Here is a 26546-nt window from a genome sequence, read left to right on the forward strand (position 1 = left end):
TCATCCGATTGAACAAGAAAAGCAAGCTTAGAATAGGAAGTGGATATCATGACAGCAGCAGTAACATATGAATCGATTAAAACCTGTAAACAATCCGGCGCTCGCTTAGGCCGCGTTCACACCCCGCATGGCGTTATCGAAACGCCGGCGTTCATGCCTGTAGGTACACAGGCAACTGTGAAAACAATGAGTCCGGAAGAATTGAAAACGATGGACGCTCAAATTATTTTAAGCAACACCTACCACTTATTCATTCGTCCTGGACATGAGATTGTGAAAGAAGCTGGCGGGTTGCACAAGTTCATGAATTGGGATCGACCGATCCTAACGGACAGTGGTGGGTTTCAAGTTTTTAGCTTGAGCAATATGCGTAAAATTACAGAGGAAGGCGTCACATTCAAATCGCATTTGAATGGTGATAAGTTATTCCTATCTCCAGAGAAGGCGATGGAAATTCAGAACGCACTGGGTTCTGACATTATGATGGCCTTCGACGAATGTCCGCCGTTTCCAGCGGAATACGAATACGTGAAGAAATCCCTAGAGCGTACGACGCGGTGGGCGGAGCGCTGTCTGCAAAGTCATGCGAGACCTCAGGATCAAGGCCTGTTTGCGATCATCCAAGGTGGCATGCATGAGGATCTACGCAAGCTGAGCGCGGAGCAGTTGACTTCCATGGATTTCCCGGGGTATGCTATTGGTGGACTGAGTGTAGGTGAGCCTAAGCACTTGATGTATGAAGTGCTAGATTACACAACACCACTTATGCCTGCGAATAAGCCCCGTTATTTGATGGGGGTTGGTTCGCCGGACGCATTGATTGAAGGCGCTATCCGAGGCATTGATATGTTTGATTGTGTATTACCGACGCGGATTGCTAGAAACGGGACTTGTATGACAAGCTCTGGTCGTCTAGTTATTCGTAATGCGAAATATGCAACGGACTTCGGCCCGCTTGATGCCAAATGTTCTTGTTATACATGTACGAATTACAGTCGCGCCTATATTCGACATCTCATCAAAGCAGATGAAACATTCGGGATTCGCTTGACGACGATTCATAACCTTCACTTTCTACTACAGCTTATGCGTGAAGTTAGAGAAGCCATTAAGGAAGATCGATTACTTGATTTCCGCGATACCTTCTTTGCCGCTTACGGGCTGAATGATAATGAAAGAGGATTCTAAGAGAGGAGGATACCTATGTTTCTAGCTGAAGAAGGTACCACTGGTGCAGTAGGATATTTGTATACATACGGACCTTTAGTGCTTATGTTCGTAGTTCTGTACTTCTTACTTATTCGTCCACAGCAAAAAAGACAGAAAACACGTAGTCAAATGCTCGGAGGATTGAAAAAAGGGGATAAGGTTGTTACGATTGGCGGTCTTCATGGCACGATTGTAGAAATCACAGATGACATTTGCGTACTTCGTGTCAACGATGCAACGAAAATGACTTTTGATCGCTCTGCAGTTAATGCAGTTGCACAAACGCCTGCTACTAAGGAATAAGTTAACAAAAAGCGAGGTCCTATAATAGGCTCTCGCTTTTTATTTGCATATATACTTGAAATTAATATTCGTTATTCTTTACAGGGCGTTTAAGGAGTGCACGCTCACCAAGGATCAGACGACCTTCAGCAATGCGCAGACCCATTCGAGCAGCTACGACACCGAGTACGACACCAGCACACATATCGGACAACCAGTGAATGCCTAGATAGAAGATTGTGAAAATAATAAAGGCTGCTGAGCAGGGCACGAAAATTTTCCAAAACGTGTTTCGGCTTTTCACCGCGATAACGGCCATTGAAACGGATATGGATGTGTGCAAACTTGGGAAGCAATTATCGAGTCCAGATAATGGTCTGTAATCTTGCTCGAAAGTTGGGAACACATCTAGAATTAGAAGATCTACTTTAGGATGGAAAAACCATACTTCGTTAACCGGGAAGAAGAGATAAAACGGAATAGCAATCATATAGTTGAACATGAGTGCATAACAGACCGCATAGAAAAGTTTATGATTCTTCTGATACGTGTAAATAGCAATGGAAGTAATCATAATCGATGGGAATATAATGACATAGAAATAACTACATACGACGGTAAGAATATCATTATGGAAAAAGTTCTGGATCGTCGCTACAAAGTCACCCTCAATGCCATAGATCGACTTCGTGAAATCGGCTTTGTATTGCATGCCTTTCTCGATTGCCATCTCCATCTTGTTAAACATGAGGATCATCAGCAACGCGATGAAATGAAAAAGAAACTTGCGTGAAGTAAATATTTCATGAACTAAGCTACTGGCAATGGTGWATGGGCTCTTTCGCGTTGCAATAATTACAAAAGCGAAAATTGTTAGTACAATATAAACTGTCGCATGCGTCATAGATTGAAAAGGGCTCAAGTTGTATCCCCCTATTTATTGGAAGTTTTGTGCGGCAATAACTATGACATTATACCACATTCAACGGGGGGGAGTGCTATCTTCACGGAAAAGACTTATTTCTGAGTATTTACACCAAGTATGCCACCGAGCGCCCCAGATGCGAATAAAATGCCAAGCAATTGAAGGGACTGAAGATTCAACCCTGCATCGAATGCCAGAAAACCGACTAAGAAAATGAGAATGAAATAGAAGATGCCGACCATGCCCCCGTGATACCAGCCGCGGTTACCGGCCCGTTTACCTGAAACCCATCCTCCAATAAATAAGGAGACCGCGTGGATGATGGTTGTTAAAGTGTGTAAGGAACTTTCTTGTGTGCTGGTTAAAAGCAAAAACAAGGAGGTCACAATAGTTCCAATGGTCATCATACTAAATGAGTAGACAAGTCCTGAAAATAATGGCGATGTTATTCGAACCTGACTGACCGTTTTCATAGGGTTCACAGGCATCATTCCTTTCCTATATTCGAACGCTTCATTATCATCATTGTATGGCCAAGCACATAGAATTAGTACAAACTATTTAAAGCGTATGCTGCAGATAGCGAGTTTTGACGCTGCAATACTGCGCTTCGCGTGCGTGGGCTATTCAAAACTTTTAGGAGTGTGATTATTTATGACTGAATTCTCTCAAGGACCGGTGATGTGGCAAGCAGTAKCCGCACTGCTTATTTTTGCAGCTGCTTACGTTTGTATATTAATTGAAAAATGGGATCGTACGTATACCGCGCTTGGTGGGGCTTGTTTGATGCTGATTTTAGGCATTGTACCGCTCCAGAAAGCACTAACAACCTACGCGAGTTGGCCGATATTAATCTATCTCGTGAGCCTTTTCATCCTATCGAGCCTTTTTCAGAAAACTGGCATTATTTCGTATATCGTAAGTTCATTTGTTCGAAAATATCGCATGCGGGCGCTTACGGTTATCATTAGTCTTTCGCTGCTAGCGGCGCTGATCTCTGCGCTCTTGGATAGTTTAATGGCTGTTGTTGTCATCGTTCCTTTCATCATTATTGCGTCTAGAAAAATGAGGTTGCTGCCGGCTCCATTTCTAATCTCGATGTTATTATCCGTACATATTGGCGGTGCAGCAACGATTATGGGGAATATACCAAGCCGTATGCTAGGGGCGTCAGGGCATATTTCGGCGGGGGAAATGTTCATTAAATTGTTTCCTCTGATTTGCTTGCTGTTGGCCGTCGTTTATCTCATTATGTGGTTGATCTATCGAAAGCGCTTAGTAGCGGCTGAAGCACACATGCGTGAGCTGTTAAGCATAAAGCCAAGCTCCTATTTATCTCCCAATAGAGAATTCGTCTTGGGAAGCAGCATCATTACAGGGTTGACCCTAATTGGGCTATCCCTTCATGGTGTACTAGCATGGAGTCCAGCCTACATTGCAGCCTCCGGGGCTATTGCTTTACTTGCTATGAATTACAAAGATATTTTTGAGGTAATTAGAAACAAGGATTATGGAGCGGTATGGCATCACTTGAGAGAAACACAATGGCTCTTTTTCTTGGGACTTTTCATCATGGTTGGGGGCTTAACGTATGCAGGTTTTTCAGGTTTTATTGCAAATAAAGGACTAGAGCTAAGCCAAGGGAGCATCCCGTTCCTATCCATTCTAATGTTATGGTTGAATAGTTTTGGTACAGCGATGATGGATAATATCCCATTCATTGCTGCGATGATTCCGATTGTTGACGGGATGAAGCCGCTTGTAGAGACGTCAATTCAGCCGATGTGGTGGGCGCTGATCGTCGGAAGCGGGATTGGAAGCGGTGTGACACTAGTGAGCTCAATCGCGAGCTTATACGCGGCATCTTTTACCTATCATGATGGTGTAAAGTTAAAGCAAAGTGAGTACGTGGCGGTTGCTGCCCCGATTTGTTTCGTGCTGCTGTTGGTTTCTACGTTATATTTCAAATTATTCTTGTTGTAATTGCCAACAATTGAATAAGTAATATCTGCATGATGAGGTGCGTGCGCGGTCAGAATACCAGTGAACTCCGAGAACAAGCTAGAGCTTAGATCAGGGAGGTTGCGATGGAAATTCTGACCATTTTTTTGCGTACGGTGCTTATCTATTTTGTTGTTTTTCTCATGCTTCGTATTATGGGGAAACGTGAAATCGGCAAACTGTCGCTTTTCGATCTTGTAATTTCCATCATGATTGCGGAAATTGCTGTTTTCGTTATTGAGGATACGAAGAAACCTCTTATGGATGGGATTTTACCCATGGGGACGTTGGTGCTAATTCAAGTCTTGCTTGCCTATATCACCCTAAAAAGTCGCACAATTCGTGTGCTTTTCGATGGTAAGCCGAGTGTTCTCATCAAAAAGGGAATGCTTAACCGCGAGGAAATGAAGAAGCATCGTTATAATTTAGATGATCTGATGCTGCAGTTAAGACAAAATAAAATTATGAACGTGGCGGATGTGGAATTTGCTATCCTGGAGCCTTCGGGGAAATTAAGCGTATTCGAGAAAGAAAAAGATGGAAAAGAGACAGGGCCCGAAGTTACGAAGTTAAAAGAAACCATTCGTTACGAAGGCTTGCCCCTGCCTCTTATTATGGATGGTAAAGTACAAGACGATAACTTAGGGAAAATCGGTCAAACGAGGTTTTGGTTGAAAAACCAGCTCCAAGAACAAGGGGTCAGGGATTTTAAAGAAATCTTCTACTGTTCGATTGATCATCGCGGCAGAATGTTTCTTGATCGCAAAAGATGAGAAGCAGTGATTCAACGTATTATTTTTTTGCCCATATTCAGCAGTCGACCGATATCTTTCAGACTGATGAGTCGGAAAACCGTGATGAAAAAGATATAGKAAAAGAGCCCTAACAATAAGGAGGAGACAAATCGAATCCAGGTCACGGACACCCAAGGTGTGTACATGATGAAATAACAAACAACACCTGTGAGAAGCATGGCCGCGCCAATTTTCACGAAACTGCTGCCTTCCATGCGGAATTTGAGTAGACGAACGACACTATTCCAGTGTAGCAGTGTAACCAAAACGATATTCACATTGATGGCGAATACAGCGCCGTGTATGCCCATTTCAGGCTTGCTAGCTAACCAATAGATTAAGAATAACTTGACTGTCGAGCCAATTAAGGTGTTGATTAGAGCAGCTCCAGGCTTGTTTAATGCTTGTAAAGCAGATTGTAGCGGAGCTTGAAAATAAATGAATATCGCGATCGGTGCCATCATCTTCAGCATGACACTGACATCTGGCTGATTGTACAGATACTTGCAAATCGGTTCAGCAAGTACAAACATCAATACAGAGAACGGGGCACCTGTCACTAAAGCGAGCTTTAACGATTGATGCAAACGCATGTGGATAGTCTTGAGGTCTTTGCGGGCGGCAGCTTCGCTTAATGAGGGAATCAGAGAAATGGATAATGACATGGTTAGTGCACTCGGTAGAAGGATGATGGGAATGATCATACCTTGTAAGGCTCCGTACTGGGCGGTTGCAAGTGATGTGGTAATGCCGGCGATCGCCAAGCTTTGAGCAATTAAGATCGACTCCAGTAAGTAGGAGCTAGCACCGATGAGTTTGCTTCCTGTGATCGGGATTGAGATACGTAAGATTCTGCGCAGATTGGAGAGTCGACCTGTTGTTTTCTTCGTTCCGATTTGAGCAAGTGGAGGCTTGGGTATTGCTTTTTTATCCCATCTAAAATGAATTGCCAATACAGCTAGTCCGCCAATTTCCCCTGCCAAGACGCCAATCATCGCACCTGCTGCCGCATATTCGATGCCATAAGGGATCATCATATAGGAACAGACGAGAACCATGACAATACGAATCAACGTTTCCATAATTTGCGAGGTTGCAGTAGGAATCATATTTTGTCTGCCTTGGAAGTAACCGCGGTATACGGCAGAGACGCCAATAATGGGTATCATGGGGCTCATACATAGGAAAGTATAGTAAACGCGGGAATCCGTCAGTAAATGAGACGTGATCCATGAGGCTCCTAGCAGGCAGACAACTGTAAAAATGAAGCTAAGTGATATCGTGATGGCTAGCGATATGCGTAAAATGCTGCGAATCCGGGTCTCATTCTTCTCGGCTTCTGCTTCTGCAATCAGCTTGGCAATGGCAACGGGAATACCTCCGGTAATGATAGTTAAAATAACGGACAGGAATGGCCAGCCCATTTGATAAATACCAATGCCTTCAGCCCCGATCACGCGCGGTAAAGTCATTCGGGGTATGAAGCCAAGTATGCGATTCAAAATGCCTGCGGCGAGCAGGATCATTGTACCTCTAATAAACGACTGCTTGGTCACTGCCATACCCTCTTCCGATAATGTCATACCTATGACTATGCGCGAGCTGTCCAAGCTCATGCTAAGATTTTATGGACAAGTGCGCATTTGGCAGGAAATTCCGAGGTGACTATCGAAGTATATAACATACAGGTAAAACGAATGCATTAGCTTATGCTTACGTAGATAGTTTTGCTAAAGCAAAACTTTTAGGAGGATCCCCCATGAATGACGCACAGGATAACGGAAGTGAAGAAGAGCATCCAGGTATGTCGGATCAAGAGTTGAATGAAATCATCGAGAGCTTGTGTTTGAGCAAGGTTGAAGAGTTTATTCTGCTTGGATACGAGCATGTGACTGGCAAGGATATATGGGATTGTGTAAGTGATAGATACCGCAAAACCGGGTTGCCCTCTCTCCATCAAATCGTAAATGACATTTTGTCCCTCAAATCTACAGCGTTTATGAACTGGATGACGATTAGTATGTATAGAGGAGCCCAATTCTAAGAATGGGCTTATTTTTTGCGTGAAACGACTTAAATTGACTCGTTTTTCAGACCTGAGTATAATAGGCATATTGAGTATTGAAGGGAGACTAGCAACAGATGCTGGATTGGAAAAGAATTTCGTTCTTTTTTCTAACGGTTGTCATTGTTCTTGGCGCAGTTGGAATAACGAGCCCTGGGCTTGTAGATCGTATTAAGCTTGGATTGGATTTAAAAGGCGGTTTTGAAATATTGTACACCGCAGAGCCGCTTACTGCTGGACAGCCCCTAACGAAGGAAACGCTTACGGAAGCTGCAAAAAGTCTTGCTAAACGTGCGGATTCTCTTGGTGTTGCTGAACCAGAGGTGTACCCAGAAGGATCGGATCGTATCCGTGTTCGTCTTGCAGGGGTTGAGAACGAAGAAGAAGTTCGTACCCTGATGTCCAAACCTTCTGTACTTACATTCAGAGGTCCTGATGGAACGGTTTACATGAACGGAACTGACTTCGTCGAGAACGCAGCGAAATTAAGCTATGATCCGAATACGAAGCAACCGATCGTTGAGATCAAAATGAAAAGCAGAGAGAAATTCAAAGAAGTAACAACGAAGCTGGTTGGCAGCACGTTGTCTATTTATTTGGATGATGTCGTGCAATCCACAGCGTCCGTTAATTTCCCAATTGACAGCGACTCCGCAATCATTACACAAAYGAACGTTGCCGAAGCTACCAAAGTAGCAAAGATGATTAATTTAGGGGCTATGCCACTTAAATTAACAGAGAAATACATACAACGTGTCGATGCTACATTAGGTAAAGCTTCTTTGCATGAGACAGCAAGAGCGGGATTAATCGCTTCGATCTTAATTTTCTTGTTCATGGTGCTTTACTACCGAGTTCCAGGTCTAGTAGCGGCGTTCACTTTGATTACGTATGTTTGGGTTCTACTCGCGATCTTCGACTTTATGAATGCCACATTGACGTTGCCTGGTATTGCTGCCCTTGTTTTAGGAGCGKGGATGGCCGTTGATGCGAACATTATCACATACGAAAGAATTCGCGAAGAAATCCGTGCAGGCAAGAGTATCCTTTCCTCCTTGAAAGCAGGGACGAAACATTCCTTCCGTACGATTATGGATGCGAACGTAACGAATTTAATCGCGGGTATCGTGCTGTACTATGTAGGTAACGGTGCAATTCGCGGATTCGCAGTTATTACGATGATGAGTATTATTATCAGTATCTTAACGAACGTGTTGTTCTCCAGATGGCTGCTACATCTTATTATCCGGGGTAATTTGCTGAAAAAGCCAAGTTATTTCGGTGTGAAGGAGGCAGACATCCGTGGACTCTAAGCAAAAGTTCGATTTTGTAAAAAATCGCAATAAATTTTTCATCATATCGGCTGCAGTTCTTATCATCGGGTTAGTAGTTCTGTTAACCTCAGGCATGAATTTCGGTGTCGATTTCAAAGCGGGAACGAATATCGATCTTGTTGTCGGTAAGCAGTTGGATAGTGCGAAGGTTGAGGAAATCCTGCATGGCTTGAACACCAGCGGTGAAGTGAAGTCGAAATATGCGGATCCTACAATTGGTGGTAATAATAGCGATCGTGTGTCTATCCGTTTCGATGACGTGCTGGACGATGCGACGGTGAACACAATCCAAAAAGCTTTTGCAACAGCCTATAGCGCAGAAGTTTCGAAGGAAATTAACACCGTGGATCCACAGCTTGCTAAAGAGTTATTGTTGAAAGCTGTCTATGCCGTTGCGATTTCCAGCGTACTCATTTGTTTGTACGTCAGTATCCGTTTTGAATGGCGTTTTGCCTTGGCTGCGATTATCGCTATTCTACACGATGCGTTCATCGTTATCGCGATGTTTGCCATTTTCCGCTTCGAAGTGAACCTTCCGTTCCTTGCGGCAGTGTTGACGACAATCGGTTATTCCATTAATGACAAGATCGTTATTTTTGACCGGATTCGTGAAAACCTGCGTTTTGCTAAACTGAAGACAGATGCAGATCTAGTAGCACTCGTTAACGATAGTATCTGGCAAACGATGGCACGTAATATTAATACTGTACTCGTCGTGTTAATTGCTGCAGGCTGTTTGTATCTGTTCGGAAGCGAGTCCATTAAGTTGTTCGCTTTGGCCAAGTTAATTGGTTTAACGAGCGGTGCCTACTCCTCCGTCTTCATTGCATGTTCCTTGTGGTATTTGTTCAAAAGAAACTCTTTATCACGTTCTAAAAAGAAAGTTGCAGCGTAATAACCATAATAACCGGCCGCGTGATTGTTGCGCGGCCTTTGTATCCGTTCAGGGGGAATGTCCACGTGAATGATGAGGGATTTCGTAAGACAGAATACGCGCTTTGGTCAGCAATACTTGTACTTACCGTGTTGGCTTGTCTGATGGGGATCGTTGGCTTTCAAGCACATAGTAATTCTCTGATCGCAGCTGCGGCGCAGTCGGGAGCAGGAATTTGTGTGGTTGCTGCTGCCATCAACAGAGTAAGGACAATGAGAGTGCAGCTTGCTGCAGCTTCTTTCCGGGGGTTGGATCCACAAATTTCAGTCGGTTCCCTACTATTCATTGTCTTGATCTTATTGATTGGTGCTGAAGTAGGTGTCATATCGGTTAAATCCTTGATCAACCAGGTTAAGTATGATGCCACTATGACGACCTTTGCTGTTCTCGTTCTTTCGCTGCTTGCGAAGGAAGCGATGTTCCACTTCTTAAGTAAACTGGGCAAGCAGTTAGGATCTGAGGAATTTATTGCCAATGCGCGAAGACGCCGTTCCGATATATACTCTTCTTTTGTAGTCGTTGCTGGTGTGCTCTTGACGATGCTGGTTCAAGCGATCGGATTTAACGGATTTTCTTACGTAGACACATGTGCTGGACTCATTGTTGCACTTTTTATAGGTATAATGGGATTCTCGTTAGTCAGCAAAACCATATCTACACCAACAGAAAAAGTACTTCACCAGGAAGAGGCAGCTGATTTCGTTAAAGCTGTTCAAAAGATTCATGGTGTGATTACGGTTGATGATTTGAACGCGAGAGAACATGGGCATTATGTTGTCATCGACATGACGATCAGTGTGAATCCTAGGCTTTCTGTTTGGGAAGGACATGAGGTGTCTAAGAAGATTAAACAACAGCTGATGAAGCAATACCATCATGTATCGCATGTATACATACATGTAAATCCTTACGATGCAGGTTATCCCTATAAGCAAGCAGATGTGGAAGCAAGTGAGCTGCCGTCTGTTTTACACTAAATCATTGTTTTCGAAGATGACGTACCGTGAAATTTTCATAGGAAAACACCAAGGAGGAGCCACCAAGTGCTAGCACCGAAGGCAAGATGGAACATTGGAAATGCGGATGAGGCGCTTGTTGAAGAATTTGTTCGTGAGCTGCAGTTGGATCCCTTGGTAGCCCGTATTCTAGTTCTTCGAGATATTCACAGCGTGTCTGAGGCCAAACAATTTATGCAAGGTGGCGTCGGTGATTACCATGATCCCTATTTGTTAGATGGGATGCTGCCAGCAGTGGAGCGTATTCGCAGAGCCTTACACAATAAGGAATTCATTCGTATTTACGGCGATTATGATGCAGATGGAGTAAGCAGTACCTCCTTAATGGCGCATTTGTTAAAAGGGTTAGGGGCGCATTTCGATACTTACATTCCACATCGGATTCGTGAAGGCTATGGATTGAACCGTGCTGCAATGGACTTGGCCAAGGAACAAGGTGTCCAGTTGCTTATTACGGTGGATACAGGAATAAGTGCCATTGAAGAAATTGCGTATTGCCATGAAATTGGTTTAGATGTCATTGTGACTGATCATCATGAACCGCCAGAAGTGCTGCCTGATGCCCTGGCGGTGATTAATCCTAAGAAGCCAGGCTGTCCGTATCCTTACAAGCTATTAGCAGGTGTTGGTGTGGCATTTAAGCTTGCACATGCGTTGCTGGAACGATTCCCAGAGGAACTTCTTGAGTTCGCTGCACTTGGAACAGTTGCCGACCTTATGCCGCTCACAGGTGAGAATCGGTTGCTTGTGAAGATGGGTCTCGCGCGCATGCAGGATTCCAACTATGTTGGATTTCGTTCGCTGATTGGTGTGTCGGGCATTGAACGGAAAGAGATTACGGCAGGTCACATCGGTTTCTCGCTCGCTCCGAAAATTAATGCGAGTGGTCGTTTAGAAGCGGCTGACATTGCTGTTAGGCTGTTGACCACAACAGATGAAAAAGAAGCAGAGCAAATTGCCTTCGAATTGGATATGCTGAATAAAGAGCGTCAACAAATTGTTGAGGATATGGTCCAAGAAGCGTTTGCGATGGCTGAGGAGCAGCGAGCGAAGGGCTTGGATAAAGTCATCGTCGTAGCTAAAGAGAACTGGAATGTTGGTGTCGTTGGGATCGTAGCTTCCAAGATTGTGGAGAAATTCTATCGACCTACACTTGTGTTAAGCATTGATCCGCAGAAGGGTATGGCCAAAGGCTCTGCACGTTCCATTGCCGGCTTTGATTTGCACAAGGCGTTGACAGCTTGTAAGGATCTATTGGACCACTACGGTGGTCATCAAGCAGCGGCAGGGATGAGCTTGGATAGCAGCCATCTGGAAGCTTTCGCACTTCGACTAAATGAGCTTGCAGCGGCAACGTTAACAGATCAGGACTTCGTACCTGTATTACGTGTAGATAATGCGTGCAACCTAGCTGATGTCCCGATTGCAAGCATTGAGGGGCTAGAATTACTGGCACCATTCGGAATGGGGAATCCATCGCCTAAGTTCATGTTCAYGGATTTAGGACTTGAAGATATTCGGACCATGGGCAAAGAAAAACAGCATTTGAAGCTGGGATTATCTCAAGCTAAGGATGAAGTCAGCTGTTCGGTAGAAGCCGTGGGTTTTGGCAAAGGTAGTTTAGCAGCGTTAATTGCCCCCTCGGCAAAGGTAGATGTCTTGGGCGAGCTCTCGATTAATGAGTGGAATGGTGTTAGAAAGCCGCAGATCATCATGCAGGATCTGCGAATCCCGCACACGCAAGTATTTGATTGGCGTGGCACCGGACAATTGCACCTGAAGCTTGCATCGCTTGTGAGCAATCTCTTAGCAGGACCATCGGCGACACTGCGCTCACCTGGAATCGTACTGTTTGATGAAGCGGATGCAGCGTTGTATCAAGCCGTAGCTGCACAAGTCGGGCATCAGGTGCCGTATTGGATCGTGCAGGATACTGGACACGTGAGGCCAGCCAATGAGGCTGCGATCGGAATGGCGTTTGATGAGCTGCAAGATGTCGTTCTGTACACGTTGCCTCGTCGTATTGATAGTTTGAAATCAGTACTTCAGCAGGCGACAGGAATGATGCGGTGCTACCCCGTATTTGCTGAGTTAGGGCAGGACAGCGGCAATACGTTGCCTTCAAGGGATATGTTTAAGATGCTCTATGGCACCTTGCAGAAGGAGAAATCACTTCAACTGCAAGATACCAGGATGATGACATCTTTCAGTAAACGGTCAGGATTATCACTCGGCATGATTCATTTTATTTTATCTGTTTTTGAGGAATTAGAATTTGTCGTCAAACATGATAATATGGTTACATTAAGTGCTACTCCGGCCAAACGAGATTTAACAACCTCACGATTGTACCAGCATCGATTGCATCGTCAAGAAGTTGAAGCCATTGTAATGTATTCTTCAGCGAAAGAGCTGGAGCAATGGATCGCTGATAACATAAAAATAAAAACAGAGTCTACATTGGAGGAAATCATATGAATTTCAAAGATTATATTCGCGTTATCCCGGATTTTCCACAGCCAGGCATTCGTTTTAAAGATATAACAACGCTGTTGCAGAACGGCCCTGTGTACAAAGAAGCGATCGAGCAATTAAAACAACTCATCCAAGATAAGGAAATTGACGTAATTGCAGGTCCGGAAGCGCGTGGATTTGTCATTGGTGCCCCTCTAGCTACAGCACTCGGCGTGGGCTTTATTCCAATTCGCAAAAGCGGCAAATTGCCTGGCGAAACGATCGAAGCGGATTATGCCCTTGAATACGGCAAAGATAAACTAGCTATGCACAAGGATGCGATTAAGCCTGGACAGAAAGTGCTTATTGCGGATGACTTGCTTGCAACAGGCGGAACGATTCAAACATCCGTTGATTTGATCAAACAGCTTGGTGGAGAAATCGTCGGAGCTGCTTTCTTAATCGAGCTTACGTACTTGGATGGCCGCAGCAAATTCGAAGGTTTTGATGTCGTTTCACTTGTTCAATATTAAGACAGGGTTGTGCGCAAATCAGGTGAGCCCTATATTCTGCATCCACTCGCTGTTGCAGATATATTGGTGAATATGCAGATGGATGTCACTTCGGTGATTGCCGCGCTTCTGCATGATGTGGTTGAAGACACGACAGTTTCATTGGAAACTGTTTTAGATAAATTCGGGAAAACCTGTGCGATGCTCGTTGATGGTTTGACGAAGCTGGAGCGCATTAAGTTCAAATCCAAAGAAGAGCAACAGAATGAGAATTACCGCAAAATGTTCGTTGCTATGGCGCAGGATATTCGGGTTATTCTGATTAAGCTTGCGGATCGTCTGCATAACATGCGGACACTCAAGTATCAATCGGAAGAAAGCCAGCGCCGCATTGCGGAAGAAACGCTGGAGATTTTCTGCCCGATTGCCCATCGGCTCGGTATTTCCACAATCAAATGGGAGATGGAGGACATTGCCCTCCGTTATTTGAATCCGCAGCAATACTATCGGATCGTGAATCTCATGCAGAAGAAACGGACTGAGCGTGAGCAATACATTGAAGATGTCATTCACAGCATCAAAGAGAAGTTAGATGAGATGGGAATTCAGGGGGATATTTCGGGAAGGCCGAAGCATCTTTACAGCATTTACAAGAAAATGAGCTCCCGCGGCAAGCAATTTAACGAGATATATGATCTCATGGCTTTGCGCGTCATTGTTGACGGCATTAAAGATTGTTATGCTTCTTTGGGTATCATTCATACGTTATGGAAACCGATGCCTGGCCGCTTCAAGGATTATATTGCGATGCCGAAGCCGAATATGTATCAATCCTTGCACACGACCGTTATTGGGCCGAAGGGTGAGCCGCTAGAGGTTCAGATCCGGACGTGGGAAATGCATCGTACGTCCGAGTTCGGGATCGCCGCACATTGGGCTTACAAAGAAGGCGGCACTGTTGTTCCATCCGGCACCTTCGAGGATAAAATGAGCTGGTTCCGCGAAATTCTGGAGCTTCAGCATGAAACGAACGATGCGTCTGAGTTCATGGAATCCATGAAGATGGATTTCTTCTCTGATCTTGTTTTCGTCTTTACGCCAAAAGGGGAAGTTATCGAGCTTCCAGCAGGTGCAGTTCCGTTGGATTTTGCCTATCGGATTCATACAGAAATCGGCAATCGTACTATTGGTGCCAAAGTCAATTCACGGATCGTTCCGCTCGATCATAAGCTCAAAACCGGTGATATTATTGAAATCCTAACTTCTAAGCATTCCTATGGGCCAAGTCAAGATTGGATCAAAATCGCCCAATCCTCCCACGCACGCAGTAAAATCAAGCAGTGGTTTAAGAAAGAAAAGCGTGAAGAGAACGTTGAAAAAGGTAAGGATATGATTGAACGTGAGCTTAAACGCTTAGCCATCGATCCTCCGACCTTAATGAGCGATGATAAAATGCTGGAAGCGGCGAAGAAGTTTAATTTTAGCGATATTGAAGACATGCTCTCTGCGGTTGGCTTTGGTGGCATTACGGCAGCGCAAATATGTACCAAGCTAACGGAGAAGCTGCGTAAGGAAGCGGAAGAAGCTCAGATTATTAAGCTGAGCAGTGAAGTGAAAGAGGTCAAAGCACCCCCATCCACGGAGCGCAAAAGCCGTCCTACAAACGGTGTACGCGTCAAAGGTGTAGATAACTTGCTAGTCCGATTCGCTCGTTGCTGCAATCCAGTTCCAGGGGATTTCATTATTGGCTATATTACTCGAGGACGCGGTGTTTCTGTTCATCGCTCGGACTGCACGAACATTCCGACGAGTATGGGCGAGGAAGAACGGGTAATTGAAGTGGATTGGGCAGAGGCTGTTGAGTCTAATTTCAATGTGGAAATTGAGATTACAGGCCATGATCGCCGCGGCTTCTTAAATGAAGTGCTGCAAGCTGTATCCGAGAGCAAGACGATGATCTCAGCTGTTTCTGGGCGTTCCGATAAGAACAAAATGGCGACGATTCATATGACGATTTTGATAAAAAATATTGATCATCTTCAATCTGTTGTCGAAAAAATAAAACGCGTCAAAGATATTTATTCCGTTCAAAGGATTATGCAGACCTAGCTAGTAAGGGGATTTAGGAACGATGAGAGTTGTTGTTCAACGTTGTAAGAGCGCGGAAGTAACGTTCAATAATCAAACGATCGGTCGCATTGAGCAGGGGCTTATGCTGTTGGTTGGCATYACCCATGAAGACACCGAACAAGATGCGAAGTATCTTGCGGATAAAGTGGCCGGGCTTCGAATTTTTGAAGACGAAACAGGTAAAATGAATTTGTCTGTCCTTGAGACAGGGGGAGCCATTTTGTCAGTGTCACAATTTACGCTATATGGGGATTGTCGCAAAGGCAAGCGGCCTAATTTCATGTCAGCAGCGAGGCCAGAACAAGCAGAACCATTGTATCAGGAATTCAACAGAATGCTCAGAGAGCAGGGGTTACAAGTTGAAACGGGTGCATTTGGTGAAATGATGGATGTTTCCCTGACGAATTGGGGACCTGTTACCTTGATGATCGATAGCAAATAAGCTACTTGGGCGAAGGATTCAGGATAGGCAGCCTAGTCACTGGTTATACTAGACAAGTATAAACTAGCGGTTAGGAGCCTACAGATGCGTCAATCCATCAAAGAAAAGATGATGACTGCCCCGATACAGCAATTGTTCCATTCCTCTATGGCTGAGCGGATGAGTCAAGGAAATGCCTTTGCGGATGTTGAAATCAGTGCAGAATTCACTTCTGATCAGGAAAAAATGAAGAGTATCCCAAAGAAATCGTTCCGGTAATTCATAAAACCACGTGTGTGCTGTTCACCAGCCCTGCGTGGTTTTATTTGTACCAAAGGTAGAATTTCTCTCCTCCATCAAATTGTGGTAAACTAGCCTATGKAATTATTGTAAGACATGCAGGAGATAAGGTGGGTGCTTAAAGTCGTAATGGCAAATTCAAATCGTAACAAATCCACATCCAGAGGTTGGCTATGGTTAATGGTAGTATTGATTGTACTTACGCTGGTTGCTGCAACAGCCGCCATGTACTATCAATATAATCACCATAAGAACGGCGCCAAAGGACATAGTGATCAGCAACAAGCCCTTGAAGAAGTGAAATCGGTAAAAAAGGCGAAAGAAGCCTATGATGTCATTGTAATTGGTACGGACCCGGAGGGCATTGCCGCAGCGGTTTCGTCAGCTCGGAATGGATTAAGCACGCTGCTTGTTGATGGTCGGGATCGTGAGATCTTTGGCGGATTGATGACGCTCGGCTGGATTAACTCCTTGGACATGAATTATTCCACGAGCAAAACGTTGCTCGGCAAGGATGATGTATGGAATAAAGGGTATTTCTCGGAATGGTATGCCAAAACGGAAGGCGATTCCTTCGATGTGAATACAGCGGCCAATGCCTTCTACGATGCCGTAAAGAATGAAAAGAATATCGATGTCTTGATGAAAACGAAGAAAATTGATCCGCTGCTATCGCAAAATAAAAATGCGGTGCAGGGGGCGACGATCACACTTGAGAATGGCAGTACGCAAGTTGTCAAAGCCGCGTCCGTCATTGATGCGACACAAGATGGTGACTTCGCAGCAGCAGCAGGGGTTCCTTTTACCATGGGACATGAGGATATCGGAGATCCAAAATCGAAAATGGCCGTCACACTGGCGTTTCGATTGAAGAATGTCACACCTGAAGTATGGAAATTGATGGCCAACCGTTTGAATGGGGATGACAATTCGGGTACGGGTGTTACAGATGTGAGTGTATTTGGATACAGTGAAATGAGCAATTATCCTGCACTTAACAAGGATAGAGCCAAAATGAGAGGCCTCAATATGGGGAGGCAAAATAACAATACGGTGTTAATTAATGCCTTACAGATTTTTGGCGTAGACACCTTTGATCCGAAGTCGGTTCAAGAAGCATTCGACATTGGGAAGAAGGAACTGCCGAATATTGTTGCTTATATGCAGAAAACGTTCCCGGAATTCTCAACCGTTGAGCTCGATGGTTCAGCACCCGAGCTTTATGTGAGGGAGACCCGACATATGCAGGGTGAATACCGATTGAGTATCGTCGATGTTTGTACAAATGCAGATCAGTGGGATCGCATTGGCTTCGGATCTTATCCCGTTGATATCCAGCGTATAGCGCCTACAGACTCAGGTAATGTCGTGTGTAAGCCGAAACAATACGCAATTCCATTCCGCAGTATCGTTCCACAGAAGATTGATGGTTTACTCGTTGTAGGCAGAGCGGCAAGTTATGATACACTGCCACATGGAAGTGCTCGTGTTATGCCGACGGGCATGGCAGAGGGTGAGGCAGCTGGAGCTGCGGTGAGTTTGGCGAAAGCAGAGAATATGACGTTCCGTCAGATTTCTGCATCCAAGGACATGATAGCGAAGCTGCAGGCTCAGTTGAACAAGCAAGGCATGGAAGTTCAGCCGATGACCATTAAACCTCAGCCATTTATGGAACATAAGTCATTCGAAGGTTTGAAAACGGCAATGATGCTTGGATTGGCATCTGGTGCTTATGATAATAACTTCCGTCTAGACGACGCGGCCAATCCGAAGAGAATGGTCAATGTGGTTGGTGGCGCAAGGAAGATGAAGCCGGATGCATTTGTAGGCGATGTTAACCAAGCCATCGCGAAGATGGACAGTGCGGACAAAATTCCGTTGACTCTCGAGCAAGCTAGCTATACCTTCACGCAAGCACTTGGCATTAAGGGCACGGCTGCTGAAGCGCAAGCGAAGCTCGTTGAGGGGAAACTGCTAACAGCAACTACGATTAATGGCATTGCAGATAAGCAAAAACTGACCAATGCAGACATGTACATGATGATTCGTGACGTTAAGATTGGTTTGACAGGTAAGCCTTAGCCTACATCAATAAAGAGCCTTATTGCCGCAGGAGATGTGGCTGTAAGGCTCTTAGTTTGTAGTTGGCGATGAGTGTAAAGATGATGACGGTTACATTTCTTAGTCTTCCTCGGCAGCTTCTTCGTCCGCTTCTGCTTCAGCGGATTCCTCTGATTCTTCTTCGTCGGCAGCTTCTGCCTCCTCGTCTGCGGATTCTTCGCTTTCAGCTTCCTCTGATTCCTCAGCTTCTGCTTCTTCCTCATCAGCCGCTTCTTCTTCCGATTCTTCAGCATCCGTATCTAACTCTTCAATGGCCTCTTCTTCGGCTGCTTCTTCGTTAGCTACTTCATCGTCAGCAGTTTCGGCTTCGGTTTCGGATTCTTCAGAGAAAAGCACCACGAGATCTTGACGTTCCTCTTGAAACTCGTTTTGTAGTGTCATTGTTACAGCCTCCAGATGTTATATTCAAGGCCATCCGCCTTGTTGTACATGTATATGTGAAAATAGCCTGAATATACGAATGAAACGAAATGAAAATGCTTGAAAGTAAACGATATTTTGGTGTAATCAAATTGTAATACGAGCTTCATGTTCCTTTAATCTAGGAGGGATATACTAATAGTCGACCCCCTTTAAAATATAAACTTTGAAAGCCTGCTGCCCCGTGCTGCAGGCTATTTTCTTTGTATACAAAGAAAAACCGCCACAGTCTAAGCTGGACGGTTTACGAATTTATTTATTACATAAGTGCATCTATGGAATAGTCACCAGCACCGATTAAGGCAACGCCAAGCGCAATGACTAGTAAAGCTAAATTATATTCAAATCCATTGGAAGTTACCCAGTAGCCGTTTTTGCCATGAACTTTAATAATAGCCATGATCATTGTAATAATAATAAGAGCTGCGCCAACTTCAGTCCATAAACCAGCGGCGAAGAGCAGACCGCCACCTAATTCGATTAAACCAGCAACAACCGCCATCATGACACCTGGTTTGATCCCGATGGATTCGAAGAATCCGCCTGTACCTTTGGGTCCATAACCACCGAACCAACCAAACAATTTCTGTGTACCATGTGCCGCCATCGTTAACCCAATCACCAAACGAATAATAAGAAGTCCTAATGCCATACTAACATCTCCTCTATTGATATATTTTGTTTAACAACTTACTTTATGTTAGTATATTATTACGAAGCACTTACTTTTGTCAAGCGACTATGTTAAAATAGTTATTACAGAAGTGGTTGGTGCCGTAATCGGCAAGAACTCGAAGGAGATGATTAAGATGGAAAATGATCAACTATGTCCCAAATTCGAGCATGCATTCGAACTTCTGGGAAAACGTTGGACAGGACTTATCGTGAATGTATTGCTATCCGGGCCTAAGCGGTTTAAAGATATCTCCGTATTAATCCCAAGTATGAGTGATCGCATGCTCTCAGAAAGATTCAAGGAGCTCGAGGCTGCCGAGATTATTATTCGACATGTTTATCCAGAGACGCCGGTACGGATTGAGTATGAATTAACGCCTAAAGGGAAAGGACTTCAGCCTGTTATGGATGAAGTACAGAAATGGGCGGACACTTTTAACTAAATATAGGTTGAGGGCGCATAGTAAGTATGGTTGTCTCTTGACTTTGCCCTTACCAATGTTTACAATAACCATAATGTAATTCCATACGAATGTGATCCATTGAAGGGACACAGTAATTCGCCCCCACATGTACAGAGAAGGAAGCCTAGGCTGCAAGCTTCCCATGATGAGTGAATGAACAGACCTCCCCGAGGACCAACTGGGAACAGCCATGAGTTAATGTGCTAAGTAGTAGTTGTGCGAATAGCGGGCGTTAACCGCAAAGAGCAAGATGTGTTTGATTGCGTAAGCAAGCAACATAGCATGCTGAATGTGGGTGGTACCACGGGTGAATTTGTTAATCAAATCTCTCGTCCCTGACGTAAGTCGGGGATGGGGGATTTTTTGCTTTTAGAAAGGCATGTAAGTAGAGAAAAAGGGAGGTTACTTCGATGAGTATTCAGAAGCCGAAAGGTACACAAGATCTGCTTCCAGGCGAGGTGGAGAAATGGCAGTACCTAGAGTCCAAAGCGAGAGACTTGTGTCAACGTTTTAATTACAAAGAAATCCGTTCGCCAATTTTCGAGAGTACTGAGCTTTTTTCGCGCGGGGTTGGAGAAACAACAGATATCGTCGAAAAAGAAATGTATACCTTTCTGGATAAAGGTGACCGCAGCATGACACTTYGCCCTGAAGGTACGGCGGGGGTCGTTAGAGCGTATGTGGAAAACAAACTGTATGGTATCCCTGATCTGACAAAGTTGTTTTATGTGGGACCTATGTTCCGCTATGAACAGCCGCAAGCGGGGAGATACCGCCAGTTTCACCAGTTCGGTATTGAAGCTTTCGGCTCCGTGGATCCAAGCATTGATGCAGAAGTGATCGCGCTTGGCTACACGTTCTATAAAGAGATTGGACTCAAAGAGGTAACCGTGGAGGTTAACTCCGTGGGCACACCTGCGGTTAGAACGGCTTATCGTGAACAGTTGCAGGCTTTCTTTGCTCCAGTGAAGGATCAGCTATGTAAGGATTGTCAGTCGCGCTACGACCGTAATCCAATGCGTATTCTCGATTGCAAAATCGATCAAAAGCATGGTGTAGGCGCACCTGACATCCTGGAGTTCTTGGATGAAGAGTGCAGCACTCACTTTGCACAGGTACAAGAGCACTTAACAGCGATGGAGATTCCATTCCGTATTAACCCTCGTCTTGTGCGTGGTCTGGATTACTACACGCACACTGCGTTTGAATATAAGGCAGCAGGTATCGGTGCGATCGACACGATTGGTGGAGGCGGACGCTACAATGGTCTAGTCGAACAGATCGGTGGACATGGTACAGATCAACCAGGTGTAGGTTTAGGACTTGGTCTAGAGCGTATTCTTCTCGTATTGCAAGCGCAAGGGGTTGAAATTCCGAAGCCTGAGCCGCTTGATGTGTACTTGATTGGTCTAGGTGAAGCCGCGGAGAAAGAAGTTACAAAACTTCTGCACCAGCTTAGAGTTCAAGGTTTAAAAGCAGAGAAGGACTATCAGGGCCGTAAGATGAAGGCTCAAATGAAGTCCGCTGATCGTTTCCAAGCTACTTATGTGGCGATTCTTGGTGACGATGAGTTGGCACGCGGCGAAATTACGCTGAAGAAGATGGAAACAGGAAATCAAATCACGCTAAGTTTAGTGGATCTTGCTTCAAACGCTGCAAAGACACTATTCGAATAAACAACTACACCAATATGGACACTACGAGGAGGAAATAACAATCATGATGCTCAAAACACATCATTGTGGGCAGCTAACAAAAGCCCATGTAGGCGAAACGGTAATACTTAATGGGTGGGTGCAAGTAAGACGCGACTTTGGCGGCCTTCTTTTCATCGACCTACGCGATCGCAGTGGCTTAATACAAACGGTGTTTAACCCGGATTTCTCTGGCGACGCATTGGCGATTGCAGACCGTGCACGTAATGAATACGTGCTTGCAGTTAAAGGGAAAGTCGTAGAACGTGATGCTGAAACAGTGAACAAAAACATCCCGACAGGTGAAATCGAAATTCAAGTAACCGATATTGAAATCATGAACGCAGCGAAAACACCTCCGTTCTTCATCGAAGATGGCGTGGAAGTGGATGAAGCGGTTCGTTTGAAATATCGTTACCTTGACCTACGTCGTCCGGAAATGCAACGTACGTTGATGCTGCGTTCCAAAGCATCCAACGTGTTCCGTAATTTCTTGGACTCTCAAGGCTTCATTGATGTGGAAACACCGATTTTGACAAAAAGTACACCAGAAGGCGCTCGTGATTACTTGGTACCAAGCCGCGTGCACCMTGGTGAGTTCTTTGCACTTCCACAATCCCCACAAATCTTTAAGCAATTGTTGATGGTTAGTGGTCTTGAGCGTTACTACCAAATCGCTCGTTGTTTCCGCGACGAAGATCTTCGTGCAGACCGTCAGCCTGAGTTCACACAAGTCGACATCGAGACTTCCTTCCTATCTCAAGATCAGCTTCTTGATATTCTCGAAGAGCTTGTTGTGAAATTGATGCAAGAAACAGCTAACGTTACAATCGAGCGTCCGTTCCAACGGATTACCCATGCGGATGCAATGGCGAAATACGGATCCGATAAGCCGGACCTTCGTTTCGACCTTGAGTTGAAAGATGTATCCGATATCGTGTCCACTTCCGGTGTTCAAGTATTCGCGAGCGTAGTGAACGGTGGCGGTCAGGTTAAAGCTCTTAATGCCAAAGGCTGTGGGACTTGGAGTCGTAAAGAGATCGACGATCTTCTTCCATTCGCAGCCCGTTACGGCGCGAAAGGTCTTGCTTGGATTCAAGTGAAAGACGGCGAATTCAAAGGGCCTATCGTGAAATTCTTCAACGAAGCTGAAATCGCAGCGTTGACCGAGCGTTTGGGCGCAGAAGAGGGAGATCTACTTCTATTCTCTGCGGATAAAAAGAAAGTCGTTGCTGATGTGCTAGGTAACCTTCGTCTGAAAATCGGTCGTCAACTAGGTCTTATCGATGATTCCGTATTCAAATATGCTTGGGTCGTAGACTTCCCACTTCTTGGGTATGATGAAGACGCGAAACGCTATGTGGCTGAACATCACCCGTTCACTCGTCCGAACGAAGAGGACATTCATTTCTTCGATACAGATCCAGGTCAAATTCGTGCGCAAGCTTACGATCTTGTCTTGAATGGTTACGAAGTAGGCGGCGGATCCATGCGGATTTACCAACGTGATGTGCAAGAGAAAATGTTCACAGCGCTAGGTTTCTCCAAAGAAGAAGCGTATGAACAATTCGGCTTCTTGCTGGAAGCATTTGAATACGGTACGCCTCCACACGGTGGCTTTGCCTTCGGATTTGACCGCTTGGTAATGTTAATCACAGGCCGTACGAACCTGAGAGAAACGATCGCATTCCCGAAAACAGCTAGCGCAACAGACTTGTTGATGGACGCTCCGGGAACTGTTGACGACAAACAACTAGAACAACTATCGATTCGCTTAGCGCTTAAGCAGCCTGCTGCGAAAGCCTAAGAACTTTGAAGAGGAAGTGTTCCCATGCTTCACCAATTTTCGCGCACTGAACTATCGATTGGACCTGAGGGTCTAGAAATAATGAAAAATAGTACCGTTGTTGTACTCGGTATTGGCGGTGTCGGCTCCATAGCGGCTGAAGCTTTGGCAAGATCTGGCGTTGGACGCTTAATTCTAATCGACAAGGATGTTGTCGATATCACGAATATTAACCGTCAGATCCATGCGCTTACGACAACTGTAGGTCAGCCTAAGGCTGATCTGATGAGAGACCGTATCCTTTTGATAAACCCCGAGTGTGACGTTATTTCTCTCCGGATGTTCTATACAGAAGAAACGTATGAGCAAGTATTCGCTTATCCGATCGACTATGTACTCGACGCAAGTGATACGATTTCCTACAAGATTCATCTGATCAAGCAATGTCTTGAACGCAAAATTCCGATGATTTCTTGTATGGGTGCAGCCAATAAAATGGACCCTACGCAATTTAGAATTGCTGATATTTCGAAGACAAGTATGGATCCGATCGCCCGCGTGATTCGTCAACGATTGCGCAAGGAAGGCATCAAGAAGGGCGTGAAGGTCGTATTCTCGATGGAAGAGCCAATGAAGCCACGGGAAGACGTTACAGAGCAAATCGTGCCTGCAGATGCACCTGATAGACGTAAGGCGCAGCAGCCGCCTGCGAGTAATTCTTTTGTACCTCCTGTAGCGGGGCTTATCATGGTGAGTGCAGCTGTGAAGGATTTGCTTGCGATTGGTGGGAAGAAGTAATCTTAGCAATGAGGGATGCCCGTGAAAATGGGTGTCCCTTTTTTCGCATTGGAAGGAGTTTTTTATTTGACTAGACATGACATGCCAATCCAGGCAAGGTATAATGGACAGACCAACTTTTAGCACCAAGTAAAGGAAACTAATCATGGATTTGTTTACATATGCGTCATCCCAAGATCCAGTGGGCAAGCTGCTCGCCGACCGGATGCGGCCAACGACATTGGATGAATATATCGGCCAAGAACAAATTGTCGGCAAAGGCAAGCTCCTCCGACGGGCGATTGAAGCTGATCAAGTGACTTCGATTCTTCTCTACGGACCTCCAGGGACAGGGAAGACGACGTTAGCGAACATTATCGCTAATCGGACCCAAGGCGAATTTATGAAGCTCAATGCAGTGGATGCTTCCGTGAAGGATGTTCGTGAAATCATTGAGCTGGCCAAAAGCACTAAAGCGATGTACGGGCGTAAAACGACGCTGTTTCTGGACGAAGTACATCGCTTCAACACCTCGCGGCAGGATGCGCTGCTTCCTGCTGTGGAGCAGGGCATCCTCATCTTCATCGGGGCGACCACAGAGAACCCCTTTCACCATGTGAACGGGGCCCTCTTGTCGCGCTCGACGCTGTTTCAGCTCGAGCCGCTCACGGCGGAGCATGCGCTCATCGCTATGCGAAGAGCGATCGCCGATCCCGTGAAGGGGCTCGGCTTCATGCGCCTCCACGTGGACGAGGAGGCGCTGCAGCATATCGGGCAGATGGCCAATGGCGACATCCGCCGATCCCTGAACGCGCTGGAACTCGCAGCGCTGACGACTTCACCTGAACCGGACGGCACGGTTCATATCACGCGCGAGGTGGCGGAGGAGTCGATCCGCCGCCCGATCGTGAAAGCGGACGAGTCGACGCAGTATGACGTCTTGTCCGCCTTTCACAAGAGCGTGCGCGGCTCTAGCGACGCCGCGCTGTTCTGGTTCCTCTATGCCGTCGAGAAGCTCGGCATGGATCCTATGACCTTCTTGCGGCGTCTCATCGTCGCTTGCAGTGAAGATATCGGACTCGCCAATCCGCAGGCGATGGTTCAGTCGGTTACGGCGATGGATGCCTACCATAAGATCGGCTGGCCGGAATCGAAGTACATCATTTCCCAGGCAATTTTATTCGCTGTGGAAAGTCCGAAGTCCAACTCGATCCCGCTCGCCATCATGCGTGCACAGGAGTTGATGGAGCGGGTGAAATCAGCGGAAGTTCCGCTGCATCTGCGTGATACACACTACAAAGGTGCGGAAAAGCTCGGTCATAAAGGCTATATGTATCCGCATAATTACCCAGGGCATTTCGTACGACAACAATACTTGCCGGATGAGATTCAGCATGAAGTGATTTTCGCGGCAACCAATCAAGGCACAGAAGAGAAGATGAAGCTTAATCAGCATAAAAGAAGAGGGACGCCTACAGATTCATAGAATCCGTAGAGTCCCTCTATTTTCTTGCTCCATAAGAATGGTAAATACCTTTTCTGTAACGGGATCATAACGAATGGAGACGATGAGTGGGAATTCAGCGCCATTCTTTTTGACCCAGAAGCGGAACTGCTGTTGTACGACACCTGGTGCCACGTTGGACTTTCCGATATATTTGTAATCTAGCAACGTGTACACCTTACCAGCTTCGTGAAAAGCAAGACGGCTCCACTTGGCATAAGAGGGGTCCTGTATAGGCGCCCTTACGGTCTGACCGCCATTGCCATGTTGGTTGGCGTCTACTGCAAGTGCAGATGAAGATCCTACCCAGCTGAAGCCAAACATGAGTAAAATAGCTATGATTTTGCTCAGTATCGCTCACACCTTTCGAGCTTAGCGTGTGCGACAGGCGGAGCTTGCATGCGCCAAAGTGAACGGTAAATAACAGCAAATACAAAGTTGTAAAGCCTGGTATTTTAGCTCGAAATCCGAACCTGTTGCGTGGCTCGATGATATGAAATTCCTTTGCTTATCCGCTACTTGCATCGATTAACTGTATTTTGTACAGCTAATTCTTGGGAAAATCCCCTCAAAATCCAAATAGCTGGATTTCCTCCAGTTAATTCAGAGCATTTACTCTGAAGCCCCCTAATTGGATTGGAGTCATCAATATGCAATAAGGTACAATATCGGTGAGGGGGAATGAAATGTATGAAAAGCAATATCCTTTATGATGAGCAACGCATCAA

Annotated in this window: 25 protein-coding genes; 19 read left to right on the forward strand and 6 right to left on the reverse strand. The window is 45.4% G+C overall.

Annotation, left to right across the window (positions count from 1 at the left end):
• Positions 1 to 48 precede the first annotated feature (48 nt).
• Together tgt and yajC are read left to right on the forward strand one after the other, a co-directional pair.
• The gene (gene tgt / locus AC1DLM_RS17695; RefSeq protein WP_173115401.1) at positions 49 to 1188 is read left to right on the forward strand and encodes a tRNA guanosine(34) transglycosylase Tgt; all 1140 of its coding nucleotides are present in this window, start codon (positions 49 to 51) and stop codon (positions 1186 to 1188) included.
• Positions 1189 to 1203: 15 nt separating this feature from the next.
• Positions 1204 to 1512 (forward strand): preprotein translocase subunit YajC, encoded by a 309-nt coding sequence (gene yajC / locus AC1DLM_RS17700; RefSeq protein WP_056610408.1) that lies wholly within the window; start codon positions 1204 to 1206, stop codon positions 1510 to 1512.
• Between the two features lie 61 nt (positions 1513 to 1573).
• On the opposite strand, the gene AC1DLM_RS17705 is transcribed toward yajC, so the two are convergent.
• On the reverse strand, positions 1574 to 2413 hold the full coding sequence (locus AC1DLM_RS17705; protein WP_477570710.1) for a phosphatase PAP2 family protein: 840 nt from the start codon (positions 2411 to 2413) through the stop codon (positions 1574 to 1576).
• A 95-nt stretch (positions 2414 to 2508) separates the two neighbouring features.
• On the reverse strand, positions 2509 to 2889 hold the full coding sequence (locus AC1DLM_RS17710; protein WP_441990030.1) for a TIGR04086 family membrane protein: 381 nt from the start codon (positions 2887 to 2889) through the stop codon (positions 2509 to 2511).
• 181 nt (positions 2890 to 3070) lie between these two features.
• Here AC1DLM_RS17710 and AC1DLM_RS17715 point away from each other — a divergent pair, with 181 nt between their 5' ends.
• Both AC1DLM_RS17715 and AC1DLM_RS17720 read left to right on the forward strand, forming a co-directional pair.
• Positions 3071 to 4399 (forward strand): ArsB/NhaD family transporter, encoded by a 1329-nt coding sequence (locus AC1DLM_RS17715; protein WP_477570711.1) that lies wholly within the window; start codon positions 3071 to 3073, stop codon positions 4397 to 4399.
• A gap of 104 nt (positions 4400 to 4503) precedes the next feature.
• Entirely contained in the window at positions 4504 to 5190 is a 687-nt protein-coding gene (locus tag AC1DLM_RS17720) for a DUF421 domain-containing protein (protein WP_441989965.1), read from the forward strand.
• An 11-nt stretch (positions 5191 to 5201) separates the two neighbouring features.
• Here AC1DLM_RS17720 and spoVB read toward each other — a convergent pair whose 3' ends face one another.
• Positions 5202 to 6767: a stage V sporulation protein B gene (spoVB, locus tag AC1DLM_RS17725; RefSeq protein ID WP_477570712.1), complete on the reverse strand. Its 1566-nt coding sequence runs from the start codon at positions 6765 to 6767 to the stop codon at positions 5202 to 5204.
• Between the two features lie 203 nt (positions 6768 to 6970).
• On the opposite strand from spoVB, the gene AC1DLM_RS17730 reads away from it, so the two are divergent.
• The 10 genes from AC1DLM_RS17730 (at position 6971) to AC1DLM_RS17775 (ending at position 18459) form a co-directional block, all read left to right on the forward strand.
• Entirely contained in the window at positions 6971 to 7255 is a 285-nt protein-coding gene (locus tag AC1DLM_RS17730; protein WP_441989963.1) for a post-transcriptional regulator, read from the forward strand.
• Positions 7256 to 7353: 98 nt separating this feature from the next.
• A complete protein-coding gene (gene secD / locus AC1DLM_RS17735; RefSeq protein ID WP_477570713.1) occupies positions 7354 to 8589 on the forward strand; it encodes a protein translocase subunit SecD in 1236 nt (411 codons plus the stop codon).
• Positions 8579 to 9505: a protein translocase subunit SecF gene (secF, locus tag AC1DLM_RS17740; protein WP_441989962.1), complete on the forward strand. Its 927-nt coding sequence runs from the start codon at positions 8579 to 8581 to the stop codon at positions 9503 to 9505. Before secD ends, secF begins: the two co-directional genes overlap by 11 nt.
• Before the next feature lie 65 nt (positions 9506 to 9570).
• Positions 9571 to 10521 carry a cation diffusion facilitator family transporter gene (locus AC1DLM_RS17745; RefSeq protein WP_441989961.1) on the forward strand — a complete coding sequence of 317 codons (951 nt, stop codon included), beginning with the start codon at positions 9571 to 9573 and terminating at the stop codon, positions 10519 to 10521.
• Between the two features lie 66 nt (positions 10522 to 10587).
• Entirely contained in the window at positions 10588 to 13038 is a 2451-nt protein-coding gene (gene recJ, locus AC1DLM_RS17750; protein WP_477570714.1) for a single-stranded-DNA-specific exonuclease RecJ, read from the forward strand.
• A complete protein-coding gene (locus tag AC1DLM_RS17755; RefSeq protein WP_057311658.1) occupies positions 13035 to 13547 on the forward strand; it encodes an adenine phosphoribosyltransferase in 513 nt (170 codons plus the stop codon). The genes recJ and AC1DLM_RS17755 overlap by 4 nt, the downstream gene beginning before the upstream one ends.
• 9 nt (positions 13548 to 13556) lie before the next feature.
• Positions 13557 to 15635: a RelA/SpoT family protein gene (locus AC1DLM_RS17760; RefSeq protein ID WP_477570715.1), complete on the forward strand. Its 2079-nt coding sequence runs from the start codon at positions 13557 to 13559 to the stop codon at positions 15633 to 15635.
• A 22-nt stretch (positions 15636 to 15657) separates the two neighbouring features.
• Positions 15658 to 16098, forward strand: coding sequence for a D-aminoacyl-tRNA deacylase (gene dtd, locus AC1DLM_RS17765; protein ID WP_441989958.1), 441 nt, complete (start codon positions 15658 to 15660; stop codon positions 16096 to 16098).
• Between the two features lie 84 nt (positions 16099 to 16182).
• On the forward strand, positions 16183 to 16356 hold the full coding sequence (locus AC1DLM_RS17770; RefSeq protein WP_157256822.1) for a hypothetical protein: 174 nt from the start codon (positions 16183 to 16185) through the stop codon (positions 16354 to 16356).
• Between the two features lie 135 nt (positions 16357 to 16491).
• Positions 16492 to 18459, forward strand: a complete 1968-nt coding sequence (locus AC1DLM_RS17775) for an FAD-dependent oxidoreductase (RefSeq protein WP_477570716.1) — start codon at positions 16492 to 16494, stop codon at positions 18457 to 18459.
• 99 nt (positions 18460 to 18558) lie between these two features.
• Here AC1DLM_RS17775 and AC1DLM_RS17780 read toward each other — a convergent pair whose 3' ends face one another.
• Together AC1DLM_RS17780 and AC1DLM_RS17785 are read right to left on the reverse strand one after the other, a co-directional pair.
• Positions 18559 to 18879, reverse strand: coding sequence for a hypothetical protein (locus AC1DLM_RS17780; RefSeq protein WP_477570717.1), 321 nt, complete (start codon positions 18877 to 18879; stop codon positions 18559 to 18561).
• A 298-nt stretch (positions 18880 to 19177) separates the two neighbouring features.
• Positions 19178 to 19570 carry a DoxX family protein gene (locus tag AC1DLM_RS17785; RefSeq protein ID WP_056610438.1) on the reverse strand — a complete coding sequence of 131 codons (393 nt, stop codon included), beginning with the start codon at positions 19568 to 19570 and terminating at the stop codon, positions 19178 to 19180.
• Between the two features lie 157 nt (positions 19571 to 19727).
• On the opposite strand from AC1DLM_RS17785, the gene AC1DLM_RS17790 reads away from it, so the two are divergent.
• The 5 genes from AC1DLM_RS17790 (at position 19728) to AC1DLM_RS17810 (ending at position 25800) form a co-directional block, all read left to right on the forward strand.
• Positions 19728 to 20036: a winged helix-turn-helix transcriptional regulator gene (locus AC1DLM_RS17790; RefSeq protein ID WP_056610440.1), complete on the forward strand. Its 309-nt coding sequence runs from the start codon at positions 19728 to 19730 to the stop codon at positions 20034 to 20036.
• 431 nt (positions 20037 to 20467) lie between these two features.
• The gene (gene hisS, locus AC1DLM_RS17795) at positions 20468 to 21733 is read left to right on the forward strand and encodes a histidine--tRNA ligase (protein ID WP_477570718.1); all 1266 of its coding nucleotides are present in this window, start codon (positions 20468 to 20470) and stop codon (positions 21731 to 21733) included.
• Between the two features lie 43 nt (positions 21734 to 21776).
• Entirely contained in the window at positions 21777 to 23558 is a 1782-nt protein-coding gene (gene aspS / locus AC1DLM_RS17800) for an aspartate--tRNA ligase (RefSeq protein WP_477570719.1), read from the forward strand.
• Between the two features lie 24 nt (positions 23559 to 23582).
• Positions 23583 to 24335: a tRNA threonylcarbamoyladenosine dehydratase gene (locus AC1DLM_RS17805; RefSeq protein ID WP_441989954.1), complete on the forward strand. Its 753-nt coding sequence runs from the start codon at positions 23583 to 23585 to the stop codon at positions 24333 to 24335.
• A 145-nt stretch (positions 24336 to 24480) separates the two neighbouring features.
• Positions 24481 to 25800, forward strand: a complete 1320-nt coding sequence (locus tag AC1DLM_RS17810) for a replication-associated recombination protein A (protein ID WP_441989953.1) — start codon at positions 24481 to 24483, stop codon at positions 25798 to 25800.
• Here the strand turns inward: AC1DLM_RS17810 and AC1DLM_RS17815 are convergent.
• Positions 25795 to 26142 (reverse strand): DUF3889 domain-containing protein, encoded by a 348-nt coding sequence (locus tag AC1DLM_RS17815; protein ID WP_477570720.1) that lies wholly within the window; start codon positions 26140 to 26142, stop codon positions 25795 to 25797. The two genes, AC1DLM_RS17810 and AC1DLM_RS17815, sit on opposite strands and share 6 nt — an antisense overlap.
• Positions 26143 to 26546 lie beyond the last annotated feature (404 nt).

The sequence above is a fragment of the Paenibacillus sp. 01T442 genome, from assembly GCF_056398345.1.

Bases quoted from the DNA above. Each gene is read 5' to 3' on its own strand.
- tgt (WP_173115401.1), top strand. From the start codon at position 49: ATGACAGCAGCAGTAACATATGAATCGATTAAAACCTGTAAACAATCC.
- AC1DLM_RS17780 (WP_477570717.1), bottom strand. From the start codon at position 18,879: ATGACACTACAAAACGAGTTTCAAGAGGAACGTCAAGATCTCGTGGTG.
- AC1DLM_RS17755 (WP_057311658.1), top strand. From the start codon at position 13,035: ATGAATTTCAAAGATTATATTCGCGTTATCCCGGATTTTCCACAGCCA.
- AC1DLM_RS17730 (WP_441989963.1), top strand. From the start codon at position 6,971: ATGAATGACGCACAGGATAACGGAAGTGAAGAAGAGCATCCAGGTATG.
- yajC (WP_056610408.1), top strand. From the start codon at position 1,204: ATGTTTCTAGCTGAAGAAGGTACCACTGGTGCAGTAGGATATTTGTAT.
- AC1DLM_RS17720 (WP_441989965.1), top strand. From the start codon at position 4,504: ATGGAAATTCTGACCATTTTTTTGCGTACGGTGCTTATCTATTTTGTT.
- AC1DLM_RS17815 (WP_477570720.1), bottom strand. From the start codon at position 26,142: ATGTTTGGCTTCAGCTGGGTAGGATCTTCATCTGCACTTGCAGTAGAC.
- AC1DLM_RS17810 (WP_441989953.1), top strand. From the start codon at position 24,481: ATGGATTTGTTTACATATGCGTCATCCCAAGATCCAGTGGGCAAGCTG.
- AC1DLM_RS17805 (WP_441989954.1), top strand. From the start codon at position 23,583: ATGCTTCACCAATTTTCGCGCACTGAACTATCGATTGGACCTGAGGGT.
- AC1DLM_RS17710 (WP_441990030.1), bottom strand. From the start codon at position 2,889: ATGAAAACGGTCAGTCAGGTTCGAATAACATCGCCATTATTTTCAGGA.
- AC1DLM_RS17785 (WP_056610438.1), bottom strand. From the start codon at position 19,570: ATGGCATTAGGACTTCTTATTATTCGTTTGGTGATTGGGTTAACGATG.
- AC1DLM_RS17790 (WP_056610440.1), top strand. From the start codon at position 19,728: ATGGAAAATGATCAACTATGTCCCAAATTCGAGCATGCATTCGAACTT.
- AC1DLM_RS17770 (WP_157256822.1), top strand. From the start codon at position 16,183: ATGCGTCAATCCATCAAAGAAAAGATGATGACTGCCCCGATACAGCAA.